Source organism: Leisingera sp. XS_AS12 (assembly GCF_041224635.1).
Classification (GTDB): Bacteria; Pseudomonadota; Alphaproteobacteria; order Rhodobacterales; family Rhodobacteraceae; genus Leisingera.
Genome location: NZ_JBGFGM010000126.1, coordinates 35,301 through 47,919 on the forward strand (window position 1 = coordinate 35,301; position 12,619 = coordinate 47,919).

General features: G+C 63.0%; 12 protein-coding genes. 7 read left to right on the top strand and 5 right to left on the bottom strand.

Annotated features, from left to right (window positions below; translation table 11 throughout):
• Positions 1-70: 70 nt before the first annotated feature.
• From AB9K35_RS20480 to miaA, 5 genes are all read right to left on the bottom strand, one after another.
• Positions 71-1,285, bottom strand: a complete 1,215-nt coding sequence (locus AB9K35_RS20480; protein WP_369929008.1) for an ABC transporter permease — start codon at positions 1,283-1,285, stop codon at positions 71-73.
• Positions 1,286-1,297: 12 nt separating this feature from the next.
• Complete coding sequence (locus AB9K35_RS20485) at positions 1,298-2,344, bottom strand: ABC transporter permease (protein WP_222453330.1); 1,047 nt, start codon at positions 2,342-2,344, stop codon at positions 1,298-1,300.
• A 125-nt stretch (positions 2,345-2,469) separates the two neighbouring features.
• Positions 2,470-4,140, bottom strand: coding sequence for an ABC transporter substrate-binding protein (locus tag AB9K35_RS20490; protein WP_222453329.1), 1,671 nt, complete (start codon positions 4,138-4,140; stop codon positions 2,470-2,472).
• A 322-nt stretch (positions 4,141-4,462) separates the two neighbouring features.
• Positions 4,463-5,236 carry a helix-turn-helix transcriptional regulator gene (locus tag AB9K35_RS20495; RefSeq protein ID WP_369929011.1) on the bottom strand — a complete coding sequence of 258 codons (774 nt, stop codon included), beginning with the start codon at positions 5,234-5,236 and terminating at the stop codon, positions 4,463-4,465.
• Between the two features lie 206 nt (positions 5,237-5,442).
• Positions 5,443-6,303 carry a tRNA (adenosine(37)-N6)-dimethylallyltransferase MiaA gene (gene miaA, locus AB9K35_RS20500; RefSeq protein ID WP_369929013.1) on the bottom strand — a complete coding sequence of 287 codons (861 nt, stop codon included), beginning with the start codon at positions 6,301-6,303 and terminating at the stop codon, positions 5,443-5,445.
• Positions 6,304-6,431: 128 nt separating this feature from the next.
• Between miaA and pyrH the strand changes: the two genes are divergently transcribed.
• The 7 genes from pyrH (at position 6,432) to AB9K35_RS20535 (ending at position 12,534) form a co-directional block, all read left to right on the top strand.
• The gene (gene pyrH, locus AB9K35_RS20505; protein WP_222453326.1) at positions 6,432-7,181 is read left to right on the top strand and encodes a UMP kinase; all 750 of its coding nucleotides are present in this window, start codon (positions 6,432-6,434) and stop codon (positions 7,179-7,181) included.
• 429 nt (positions 7,182-7,610) lie between these two features.
• The gene (gene frr / locus AB9K35_RS20510; protein ID WP_369929015.1) at positions 7,611-8,174 is read left to right on the top strand and encodes a ribosome recycling factor; all 564 of its coding nucleotides are present in this window, start codon (positions 7,611-7,613) and stop codon (positions 8,172-8,174) included.
• A 9-nt stretch (positions 8,175-8,183) separates the two neighbouring features.
• A complete protein-coding gene (locus tag AB9K35_RS20515; protein ID WP_369929017.1) occupies positions 8,184-8,942 on the top strand; it encodes an isoprenyl transferase in 759 nt (252 codons plus the stop codon).
• Complete coding sequence (locus AB9K35_RS20520; RefSeq protein WP_369929019.1) at positions 8,939-9,724, top strand: phosphatidate cytidylyltransferase; 786 nt, start codon at positions 8,939-8,941, stop codon at positions 9,722-9,724. The genes AB9K35_RS20515 and AB9K35_RS20520 overlap by 4 nt, the downstream gene beginning before the upstream one ends.
• 16 nt (positions 9,725-9,740) lie before the next feature.
• Entirely contained in the window at positions 9,741-10,913 is a 1,173-nt protein-coding gene (gene dxr / locus AB9K35_RS20525) for a 1-deoxy-D-xylulose-5-phosphate reductoisomerase (protein ID WP_369929021.1), read from the top strand.
• Positions 10,914-10,918: 5 nt separating this feature from the next.
• A complete protein-coding gene (gene rseP / locus AB9K35_RS20530; protein ID WP_369929023.1) occupies positions 10,919-12,268 on the top strand; it encodes an RIP metalloprotease RseP in 1,350 nt (449 codons plus the stop codon).
• Positions 12,269-12,408: 140 nt separating this feature from the next.
• Positions 12,409-12,534: a hypothetical protein gene (locus tag AB9K35_RS20535; protein ID WP_369929025.1), complete on the top strand. Its 126-nt coding sequence runs from the start codon at positions 12,409-12,411 to the stop codon at positions 12,532-12,534.
• Positions 12,535-12,619 lie beyond the last annotated feature (85 nt).

The following is a 12,619-nucleotide window of genomic DNA, read 5'->3' on the forward strand; positions in this document are numbered from 1 at the left end:
AACCTGTCTTTCCGTTTGCCCCAAGTCGCCGAGGGGCCGGAGGGCATCCCCCCGGTCCCGTCGGTACGGATCAGTCTTTCAGGCTTTCTTCGCGCAACCCGTCGGCCAGCAGGTTCAGCCCAAGTACCAGCGTCAGCAGCGCAAAGGCCGGCGCAAGGGCGGGGTGCAGGTAGACCGACAGCAGCTTGCGCCCGTCGTTGATCGTCGAGCCCCAGTCAGGGCTTTCCGGCGGCAGTCCCAGCCCAAAGAAGCCCAAGGTGCCCAGCAGAATGGTTGTATAGCCGATGCGCAGGCAGAAATCGACGATCAGCGGTCCGCGGGCATTGGGCAGGATCTCCCACAGCATGATGTACCACGGGCCTTCGCCACGGGTCTGGGCGGCGGCGACATAGTCGCGCGTCTTGATGTCCATCGTCAGCCCGCGCACGATGCGGAACACGGTGGGCGAGTTGACGAAGACGACCGAAACGAACACCACCAGGATGCCGCCGGGAATGTCAAAGAAATCCAGAACGCGGGGCAAGCCCCAAAGGGAAAAGGTCGGCGTGTTCACCAGGTAGCCGCCATTGGAGACCGTTTGCAGGTAGAGCCAGAAGGCGATCACCAGCACCCCGGCGAGCAGCGGGTTGCGAAGCTTGGGGCGGGTGTAATAGCGCGTGTTCAGCAATACGGTGACAAAGACAATCGGGAACAGGAACAGCACGATCGCCATGTAGTTCGGCACGCCTGTGGCAACGATCTCCGGGGTGACCAGAAGGTAGAACAGCAGGATCACCGGGAAGGCCAGGATCAGGTTCGCGAGGAAGGACAGGAACACATCCATTCGTCCGCCGTAGTAGCCCGCGGGCAGGCCCAGGGTGATGCCAACCATGAAGGCGAACAGGGTTGCCAGCGGCGCGATCTGCACCACCACCCAGGCCCCTTTGACCAGACGGCTGAACACGTCCCGTGCAAGGTTGTCGCCGCCAAGCAGATAGTAGGGGTAGCTGCCTTCCTCCGGGTTGCGCAGCGGGGTGCCGGGGGCCTTGTTCTTCATCCCGGACAGCTGCGCCAGCGGATCATGGGTCACGATCATGTCCATGGCCCCGTAGATGCCGGTGAAGACCCAGAACATCACCATGCCAAAGCCGATCATGCCGATCGGACTGTCGAACAGCTTGCCATAGAGCCCCAGTCGCCGCTTGAAGGCGATGGAGAAGATGAACAGGATGACCAGCGTGACCCAGACCGGCGACAGCTGGTAAAGGATCCGCAGGGTGATCTCAAACGTGCCAAGTGGTTCCATCTGCGGCCTCCCTCAAGAAATCCGGATCCGGGGGTTCAGATACACGTAGCCGATGTCGGAAATCAGCTGCGTGATCAGAACCACCAGGACCGAGACCACCGAAACCCCAAGCAGCAGTTCGATGTCGTTGTTGCCGGCTGCCTGCACCAGCGTCCAGCCGAAGCCCTTGTAGTTGAACAGGGTTTCGACGATCACCACGCCGTTCAGCAGCCATGGGAACTGCAGCATGATGACGGTGAAGGGGGCAATCAGCGCATTGCGCAACGCGTGTTTCAGCACGATGTTGTGAAAGCTCACGCCCTTCAGCCGCGCGGTGCGGATGTATTGCGCCGTCATCACCTCGGTCATCGAGGCGCGGGTCATGCGGGCGATGTACCCCATGCCGTAAAGCACGATCGTCAGCACCGGCAGGGTGAAATTCTCGAAATTCGGGTTCTCCATGGCGCTGGTGGCGGTGCCCTTGAACCACTTCAGCCCCACTGCGGAGGAGGAAAAGATGGCGATGAACAGAACGCCCGAGACATACTCCGGTGTCGCCGTGGTGGTGATCGCCACCGTCGACAGGGAGCGGTCCATTGCCGAGCCTTCACGCATCCCGGCCAGCACGCCGAGGATGAGGGCCGAGGGCACCATGATCAGCATCACCCAGAACATCAGGTAACCGGTCAGCCCCAGACGGGTGGCGATGATATTGCCGACCTCGTCGCGGAACACGGTCGAATAGCCCCAGTAGCCCTGCAGGATGCCGCAGTAGCGGGGGGCTTCCTCTGCCGTCATGCCAGGTTGGATGCAGCGCCCTGTGACCGTTCCATCTTCGGCGACGTGCCGGTAGGACGGCGCCAGCCCGATCCACTCCAGGTACTTCTTGGGGGTGGATTGCAGGTAGCCGCCCCGTTCCAGCCAGGTTGCCACGGCCTCGTCCGACATGCGGAAGTTGCCCTGGGTCTTGGCCAGCTTTTCAAGGTTTGGATAGAGGTTCGTCATGAAGAACACGACGAAGGTCAGGCAGAGCGCGGTCAGCAGCATTACACCGACCCGTCTGAGGATGAACACTCCCATGGATTGCTCCCATTGGTGGCTTTGCGCACAGTCCGGGTCTGACCGGCATATGCCGGTCAGGCAAAGGGCGCGACTTGCGTCCAGAAGCGGTCGGCCGCCCGGCGTGGGCGACCGGTTGGGTCAGATCAGGCTTTGCGCGCCCATTTGTAGATCTGCGGCAGATCGGCAATGTGCTTGTCGACGCCGGTGACGGCATCGGTGTGGTGCCGAATTGCGGTGCGCCAGTAGGGCTGGATGGTGACGCCTTCCTCGATCATGATGGCTTGCAGCTTGCCCATCACTTCGCGCCGCTTGTCTGCGTCCGCGATCGAGTTGGCTTCGGCCAGAAGGGCATCGAACTCCTCATTGGCAAAGCCGCTTTCGTTCCAGGCCTCGCCCGAGCGATAGGCCAGCGCCAGCACCTGTGTGCCCAGTGGGCGGTGGTTCCAGTTGGTCGAGGAGAACGGGTATTTCGCCCAGTCATTCCAGAAGGTCGAGCCCGGCAGAATGGTGCGCTTGACCTTGAAACCCGCGTCGCGCAGCTGCGCGGCGACCGCGTCGGTGGTGTTCTTGCGCCAGTCGTCATCAATAGACAGCAGCTCATGCTCGTAGTCCAGCATGCCTGCCTCTTCCATCAGCGCGCGTGCCTTTTCCGGGTCATAGGGCAGGCGGGTCACGCTGGGGTCATGCTCGGGGTGCATCGGCCCGACGTGACAGTTGTCGGCGACGACGCCATAGCCCGACATGCCGAGTTCAAGGCAGACGGCGTTATCTACCGCCATTGCCAGCGCCTGGCGTACGCGCTTGTCGGCATAGGGTTTCTTGCCGTCGACCTCGGCCTGCTGGTTGGGCCGGATCACGATGGTAAAGCCAGACGGAATTTCCGAACGGGTGAGGCCGATGCCATCGAAGATATCGACGTATTCGCCCACCGATTCCCAGTTCATGTCGATTTCCTCGGCCTCATAGGCGGCGAGGAAGGCAGCGGGGTCGGTGCCGTAGTCGATGAACTCGATACGGTCGAGGTAGCCGCCCTTTCCGGCCTCATAGCCCCACCACTCGTGGTTCTCGTTGCGGACCAGCACGCCCTTGACGCCAACTTCCATGCTTTCCGGGAGCATGTAGCCGGTGCCGATGGGGTTCTCCAGCATGGTCGCCGGGTCGTGGCTGGCGTGGGTGATCGCCGCCGGGTAGTCGGCCATGCCGGGGATCAGGGTGATGTCGGGGGTCTGCGGGCGCAGGACCACGGTGTGGCTGTCGACCACGGTGATCGCCCCTTCGGCGGCCTTGCCACTCTCGTTGTCGATCAGCGAGGCCATCCGGCCCGCCATCGAGTTGCCCTCGATGCTCTTGTCGCACCAGCCGGTGATGTTGCGGGCGACGTCTTCAGCGGTAAAGTCATCGCCATTGTTCCACTTCACCCCCTTGCGCACATGCAGGGTGAATTCGGTGGCGTCGTCGTTGGCCTCCCAGCTTTCCAGCAGCATCGGCGCGAACGAGCCATCGCTGTTGTATTCCACCAGGTATTCCAGCCAGCCCGCGGTGAACGTGGCGATCTGGGTCCAGTCGTAGGTGCGCGGATCCTTGAGCGCGCGCACTTCCATCTGCATGCGCAGAGTGCCGCCTTGCTTGGCGTCTTCCGCGGCGCGAACCGGGGCTGCCATGCCCAGCAGACCATAGGCCGCAGATGCGCTCACCCCCAGTGCCGTGGCCCGGCTGAGGAATTCACGCCGGTCCAGCTTGCCGTCCAAAACTTCCCTGGCGTGCATCTTGGCGGCCCAGTGGATCGGGGCGGCGGTACGGATGTCCTTGGTCATGTGGGTCTCCCTGGTTTTGTCTGGAAATTTCGTGTCGCACGATAGACATGCTCAGCTGCCCCGTTGGATGGGCGGCTGTGAGATTTCTTTGTGTTAAAGTTTCCCCATGGCTCCATTCGGGCAGAGATATTTTATTTCGTCAATCCATAGTTTCGGTATTTTGGGGGCGAATAACGACATTTTTCCTGTCGTTTTCTGCGGTTTGGGGGTTTTCAACTCCCACTTCTGTTCACTTGTGTACAGAATCTCTCTGAGCGACAGGCGGATGTCGCAACGCAGGACGGGGAGGGGCGGGAATCGGGGCGTCCCACTGCCCGGGGGATCAGTCGGCGCTGGATTGGGCATATTTGCGCAGCGCGCTGGGTGTCTTGCCGGTGTGGTGGGTGATAAAGCGGGTGAAGTAGGCGGCGCTGCCAAAGCCGAGGCGGCCAGCAATGTCCCGGATCGGCAGATCGGTGGAAATCAGCAGACCCCGTGCCGCATGTAGCTGATGCTCCGTCAGCAGGGCCGCGGCGGTTCGACCGGTTTCGGCTTTGCAGACACGGGTGAGATGGGTGGGGGTCACGGACAGCGCCGCGGCATGGTCGGCCATGCAGGTCTGTGCGCCGGGATGTTTCGCGATCCGGCGGCAATAGGCGCGGCTTAGTCGACGCGCGGCCGAGCTGCGAGCCGGTTCCGGGGTTGCGTCAGCCTGGCGCTGGAGGCTGATGGCAGCCAGCTGGCTGAGGGCATGTACCGCACGCTGCCAATGTGTCTCTTGCGCCGCCTGCTCGCGGTTGATCGTCTCCAGGAGCGCGCTCAGTCGGCTTTGCTCCTGCAGGTTGGCAAGTCGCTTGTGCGTGGCATGCTCCGGAAACGGCGGCGACGGCGGGCCGGTGATCTCGAGCACCTGTCCAAGACACTGCCGCGAGAAGTCCGCGGACCACAGGGTGCCAGCCGGAATGAAGATAGCATGATGGGGGCCGAAGCCCCGCTGGGATCCGTCGACGCAGATGCGCCCCTGGCCGCGGGTGATCCATATCAGCAGGTGGCTGCTCCGGGTGTGGGACAGGCCCGTCTGCCATGCGCCGTCTGGCGCGAGCCGAATGAGCGGCATGACATGAACGTCCCTGGAGAAGCTGGGATCAAATGGCATTTCGTATCGCGTCAAGAAAAAGACGCCTCAAACCAGCCATGAAACGGGTGATTCGGGCAAGTTTTCACCAAATGAGGTGAAAATTTGAATGGAATTTACAGGGGTGTGCTGGCGGGTTATCACCGCCAGCCAAGAGGCTTCAGCGCGCTGCCGATCAAGCGGCGACCTCAGCCGAGTGTCACTTGGGTCCAAGCCTTCATGCGGGCGCGAAACCAGCTGCGTTGACGCTTGGCGAATTGCCGGGTGGCGATTGCGGCGCGTTCCTCGGCGTCCTCGATGGAGATTTCTCCGGCCACATAGGCCATCAGTTCCGGCACGCCGATCGCCTTGCAGGACGGCAGGGCAGGGTCGTAGCGGTCCCGCATCGCTTCGATTTCCTCGAGGGCGCCCTGTTGCAGCATCTGGCCAAAACGTCGGCGAATGCGGGCTTCGAGCCATGTCTTGTCTGAGTTCAACACCAGAGCGGTACAGTCTTCGAGCGCAAGCGCCGGGGCGGGGGTGTCGTCCTGCCAGCCGGCCAAGGGGCGACCGGTGGCGCGCAGCACCTCCCAGGCGCGTTGGACACGGGCGCGGTTCTGCAGGTCGATGCGGCTGGCGGTCTCGGCATCCAGCCCGGCCAGAAGCGCGTCCAGCGACATGCTGTCCGCCTCGGCCCGGACCGCAGCAGGAGTGGCGGGAATCTCCGCCATGCCCTCGGTCAAGGCCGTGAAATACAGCCCTGTTCCGCCCACGATAATTGGTCGCTCTCGCGCGTCCAGCAGGGGCAGCACCTCACGCAACCAGTGCCCGGCGGAGTAGGGGGCATCATAGGGCTGGTGCCCATAGAGCGCATGCGGAGCAATGGCTTCCTCCTCCGGAGAAGGGCGCGCGGTGATGACCCGCCAGCAGTCGTAGACCTGGCTTGCGTCGGCATTGACGATCACGCCTCCGTGGCGCTCGGCTATTTCGAGTGCCAGCGCGGATTTTCCGGAGGCGGTGGGCCCGGCGATCAGGACCGGCAGGTCCGGGGCGATTTCGGGCAGCTGCATCTTGGTATTTTCCGTTTCTCTGGCGGCTTGCGCAAAACTGCGGTCAAACCGCGCCGCGTGCATTGAATCCCACGGCGATTTGATCCATTTTGCGGCCAAACTAACCCTCACATCTTCTGGAGCGCAACATGCCTCAACCGCAAGACAAGCCGGAGCTCGATCCGGCCGCCGCCTATAAACGCGTCATGCTGAAAATTTCCGGTGAGGCCTTGATGGGGGATCAGGGGTTCGGCCTGCATCCGCCGACGGTTCAGCGCATCGCCCGTGAGGTCAAATCCGTGCACGACATGGGGGTCGAAATCTGCATGGTGATCGGCGGCGGCAACATCTTCCGCGGCTTGTCCGGCTCGGCCCAGGGGATGGAGCGCACCACCGCCGATTACATGGGCATGCTGGCCACGGTGATGAACGCGCTGGCGATGCAGTCGGCGTTGGAAGGTCTGGGCGTGTTCACTCGGGTAATCTCCGCGATCCGGATGGACGAGGTGGCCGAGCCCTATATCCGCCGTCGCGCCGTGCGCCACCTGGAAAAGAAGCGAGTCTGCATCTTTGCGGCAGGCACCGGCAACCCCTATTTCACCACCGACACCGCCGCGACGCTGCGCGCCAATGAAATGGCCTGCGAGGCGATCTTCATGGGCAAGAACGGTGTTGACGGCGTCTATGACAAGGATCCCAAGGAGCACACCGACGCGGTGCGTTACGACGAGGTCAGCTACGACGACGTCTTTGCCAAACGGTTGAAGGTCATGGACGCTTCGGCCATCGCCCTGGCCCGCGACAACAACCTGCCTCTGATCGTCTTCCCGCTGGATGAGCCCGGCGGTTTCCGCGGCATTCTCGCAGGCAAGGGCACCTATACCAAGGTACACGGCTGACCCTCACCGGGCGATCGCGCCGGTTTCGCTGCGCGCCATTTGTCGTGGCGACCGGGTGCGCGCCTGTCATCCAGGTGTCATGCGGACCCGTTAGTGTCCGGGCTGGCGGCAGGGTGTTCTGGTAATCCGGTTTGGGCAATTTTGGGCCTGCCTGCCGCCGGGTCTATTTCGGCCAGTTGAAATGCGCGTGGCGGAGAACCGTCACGCGCATTGTCTTTTCCGCGGTCTGTGGCGCACAGTCTGATGCTCGCCCCTGGGGCGGTAAAGGCAGGACCTTTCTCGGCGTCGGCCTATCTTACGCGTAGAGACGGGCCGGGGTGGCGCGGCGGAGGGTCTTGGCTGCGAATCCTCGCCATGATCGCTATACATCGGCCCGGCAATGGCTTATGAGCCAAGGGAAGACCGCCTCAAATAAGGGGAGAGAGCAGCATGTCTGATGAATTTGAACTGGATACCGACGATCTGAAACGCCGCATGGATGGCGCCATGGCCAATCTGCGGACCGAATTCGCCTCCTTGCGCACCGGCCGGGCTTCGGCCTCGATGCTGGAACCGGTGATGGTGGACGCCTACGGGTCGATGACGCCGATCAACCAGGTGGGCACCGTCAACGTGCCGGAGCCGCGCATGGTCACCATCAACGTCTGGGACAAGAGCCTGGTCGGCAAGGTCGAAAAGGCGATCCGTGAGTCGGGCCTGGGGATCAACCCTCAGCTGAATGGCACCATCATCATGTTGCCGATCCCGGAGCTCAACGAAGAGCGCCGCCGCGAGCTGGGCAAGGTGGCAGGCCAATACGCCGAGCACGCCCGCGTCGCCATCCGCAACGTGCGCCGCGACGGCATGGACCAGATCAAGAAGGCCAAGGCCGACGGGATGTCCGAGGATGACCAGAAGTTCTGGGAAGCAGAGGTCCAGGAGCTGACGGACAAGATGATCAAGGTCGTGGATGAGGCGCTAGAGGCCAAACAGGCCGAGATCATGCAGGTCTGACGGCACAGTATGCCGCATGATCCGAATCCAAGAGTGAGTGCTGTCGGCGAAGCTCCGGCAGCGCGCACCGGTCCGCGCCACGTGGCGATCATCATGGATGGCAATGGGCGCTGGGCGCAGGCCCGGGGTCGTCCACGCCTCTTTGGTCATCACGCAGGTGCGCGCAGGGTGCGTGAAGTTGTCGAGTGCTGCCCGGATCTGGGCGTCGAATATCTGACCATCTTTGCTTTCTCGACCGAGAACTGGAAACGCACCCAGACCGAGGTCGCAGGTCTGATGAGCCTGTTCCGCCGCTATATCTCCAAGGAGATGAATGCCCTGGCAGAGCGCAATGTCCGGGTGCGGTTCATTGGCGACCGGGTGCGCCTGGACGCCAAGCTGATCGACCTGATGGACAAGCTGGAACAGAAGACCCAGAAGAACGACGGCACCCAGCTGACGATCGCGCTGAACTACGGCGGACGCGACGAGGTCGCTCGGGCCACGAAGCGGTTGGCGCGTGACGTCGCAGAGGGGCGGCTGAACCCCGAGGATGTCGACGTCGAGACGCTGCCGCGTTACCTTGATACCTGCGTGTTGCCGGACCCGGACCTGGTGATCCGCACCAGCGGCGAAGCCCGGATTTCGAATTTCCTGCTGTGGCAGTCAGCCTATGCCGAATATGAATTCATCGATACGCTCTGGCCAGACTTCACGGCCGAGGAATTGGCGCGGTTGTGCCGTAGTTTTGGACGCCGCGACCGCCGTTTCGGAGCGGTGAAGACATGAGCGGCGCGGCCAAGGATCGTTGGGCGGACCTGCTGCCAAGGCTGTTGTCGGCGGTCGTCATGGTTGGCCTCGGCGGCTGGGCGGTCTGGGTCGGCGGCATCGTCTTTGATGCGCTGATCGCATTGTGCTGCGGTGGCATGATCTGGGAACTGATGCGGATGCTGGCACCGCAACGGCCCGCGATGGCCCTGCAACTGGGTGTCGTCTCTGGCCTGGCAGTGCTTCTGGCGTCCTTTCTGCCGGTGGCCTGGGTATTGCCGGTTCTTGCAGCGCCCGTCACGGTCGGCTTTGGCCAGATCCGCGAGAACAGGCAGCATTTCACCGGGTTTGCATTGTGGGTGATGTTGGCCGGGTTTGGCTTCATCTGGCTGCGTGGGCAGCCGGACACAGGCCTGCTGGGAATGCTGTGGTTGGTCAGCGTCGTCGTGGTGACGGATGTTGCCGGTTACTTCGCAGGCAAGATTATTGGCGGGCCGAAATTCTGGCCCCGTGTCAGCCCGAAGAAGACGTGGAGCGGCACCTCGGCCGGATGGCTGGCGTCGGCGGCTGTTGGTGCCGGGTTTGCCGTGTGGCTGGACAAGGGGGCAGGGATGGTAGTCCTGTCGGTGCTGCTGTCGATGGCGAGCCAGGCAGGGGATGTTGCGGAAAGCGCCTTGAAGCGAAAGATGGGCGTCAAGGATTCCAGCAATCTCATCCCGGGGCACGGCGGGCTGTTCGACCGGTTCGACGGCATGCTGGGGGCCGCGGCCATGTTCCTGGTCGTGACCGCATTCTGGGGCTGACCAGACAGGATCTACCATGCGTAAAATCTCGATATTCGGGGCAACGGGGTCGATCGGGCAAAACACCATCGACCTGATCCGCCGCGCACCCGATAGCTATAACGTGGTGGCGCTGACCGGCGGTGCCAACATCGAGCGGCTGGCGCAGGACGCGATAGCCCTGCGCGCCGATATTGCTGTCACGGCCTATGACTGTCACTTGCCCGCCCTGCAGGCAGCGCTTCAGGGAAGCGGTGTCGAGGCGGCGGCCGGGCAGACGGCGCTGCTGGAGGCGGCGGCGCGCCCGGCAGACTGGATCATGTCCGCCATCGTCGGAGCCGCAGGTCTCGCGCCCGGCCTCGAAGCGCTGAAGCATGGCACCACTCTGGCGCTGGCCAACAAGGAATCGCTGGTCTGCGCGGGCCAGCTGTTGCTGCAGACGGCCGAGCGGTATGGTGCCCGGCTGCTGCCGGTGGACAGCGAGCATTCGGCAGTTTTCCAAGGGCTGGTGGGCGAAGATATCGCGGCGGTGGAGCGTATCATCATCACCGCATCCGGTGGCGCGTTTCGCGATTGGCCGCTGGAAGATCTCCCCAAGGCCACCCTGGCGCAGGCGTCCTCGCATCCCAATTGGGACATGGGGCAGCGGATTACCATCGACAGCGCATCAATGTTCAACAAGGCCTTGGAGGTTATTGAAACCAAGGAGTATTTCGGCGTTCGCCCGGATCAGATTGAAGTCCTGGTGCATCCTGAATCCCTGGTGCATGCGCTGGTCGGCTTCAATGACGGCGCCATCATGGCGCATCTGGGGGCGGCGGACATGCGCCACGCAATCGGCTACGCGCTGCATTGGCCCGAGCGGCAGAGCCTGCCGGTCGAACGTCTGGACCTGGCCCGTATCGGGCAGCTGAATTTCCGCGCGCCTGATCCGGCGCGCTACCCGGCGCTGCGGCTGGCCAATGAGGTCATGGCCCGAGGTGGCATGATGGGCGCCGCCTTCAATGCCGCCAAGGAGCAGGCGTTGGACGATTTCATCGCCGGGCGCATCCGTTTCACTGACATGGCGGTGGTCGTTGAAACCGTGCTGGAGCAGATGTCAGGCGAAAGTGATCTCATTGACGCTGAAATGACCCTTGATAACGTCGGCCGGGTTGACCATCTGGCCCGCAAACAGGCAGCGCGTGCTGCTGCAGAACGCATAGGATAGATCCCTTGGACCTTGTCGCTTTCGTGCCGCAGCTTGGCGGTTTTCTGTATACCATCGCCAGCTTTGTCATCGCGTTGTCGGTGATCGTTGCGGTGCATGAATACGGCCATTACATCGTCGGTCGCTGGTCCGGCATCCATGCCGAAGTGTTCTCGCTGGGATTTGGGCCGGTGCTGTGGAGCCGGGTAGACAAGCGCGGCACCCGTTGGCAGGTGGCGGCGTTGCCCTTTGGCGGTTACGTCAAGTTCCTCGGTGATGCGGACGCGGCCTCCGGCAAGGACGCGGCGGTAATGGAGAGTGCGGCTGCGGATCCGGCCGCATTGCGACGGACCATGCATGGCGCTCCCTTGTGGGCCCGTACGGCGACCGTGGCGGCGGGGCCTGTCTTCAACTTCGTGATGTCGGCGGTGATCTTTACCGCGGTGGCCTTGTCGCAAGGCGTGATGCGTGACCCGTTGACGGTGGGCCAGCTGGCGAGCCTGCCGCAGTCGGCGACGGGCCTGCAGCCGGGCGATGAGTTGATCTCCGCAGGTGGGGTTCCGGTGCCGAGCTATGACGACAGTGCGGCCTGGGATGCTTTCCGCGATAACGTGCCCCAGCGGCAGCCGCTTGAGTACCTGGTGCGGCGCGATGGCACCGAAATGACGGTGGACGGGCCGTACCTGTATCCCCCCCATGTGCGCGGCGTGGCGCCCCGCAGCGCGGCGTCTGACGCTGGGTTGAGACCGGGCGACGTGATCGTCGCAGTTGACGGTACTCCGCTGGTGTCTTTCGATGAACTGAAGGACCACGTGGAGGCCGCGGACGGTCGCGTGCTGGTGCTGGACGTCTGGCGCGAGGGGGAGGTGGTCGAAATGGCGCTGGCTCCCCGGCGCACGGATGAGCCGCAGCCTGATGGCAGTTTTGCCACGAGCTGGCGGATCGGCATTATCGGCGGCATGGCGTTCGAGCCTGCGACCGATGCGGCGGGTTTCGGGGAAGCGCTTGCCGCGGGGAGTTACCAGGTCTGGGCCGTGGTCGAGACGTCGCTGTCTGGGTTGAAGCACATGATCACCGGCGCGATCAGCACCTGTAACCTGTCCGGCCCGATTGGCATTGCCGAGACCTCCGGAGCGATGGCGAGCCAGGGTGCGGAAAGCTTCATCCGGTTCATCGCGGTGCTGTCGACAGCGGTGGGGCTTCTGAACCTCTTCCCGGTGCCGGCGCTGGATGGCGGTCATCTGGTGTTCTACGCCTATGAAGCCGTAACAGGCCGTCCGCCCAGCGACGGCGCAGTCCGGGTCTTGATGACCTTTGGCATCGCCATCGTTCTTTCTCTGATGCTCTTTGCAGTCGGCAACGACCTGTTCTGCTGAAGCTGTTCAACTGGGCGCCGACGGCCAATCCCGGCCATGTTGGTGCCCAATTGACGCCATATTCCGCGGTTAACTTTTTGGAAACCCGTTGACGGTGCACGCTGCGACCGTGAACGGGAGGGTGAGACCGGGGGTTAGACATGCAAACATTGACACAATCCTGCCGTGGCTTGGGGCTGTTGGTGCGGCTGAACTGGGATCGGGCGCTGGCCGGGTTTGCAATCTTTGGCGCATTGACGGCCGGGACCTGGCTGGCCACCTTGTGATTCCCTGCAACCCGAGCCCTGCGATTGGGTTCAGGTTGCAATCTCCAAGTGTCTTGGTTGGTTTTGACAACCGCATTCAAACCCG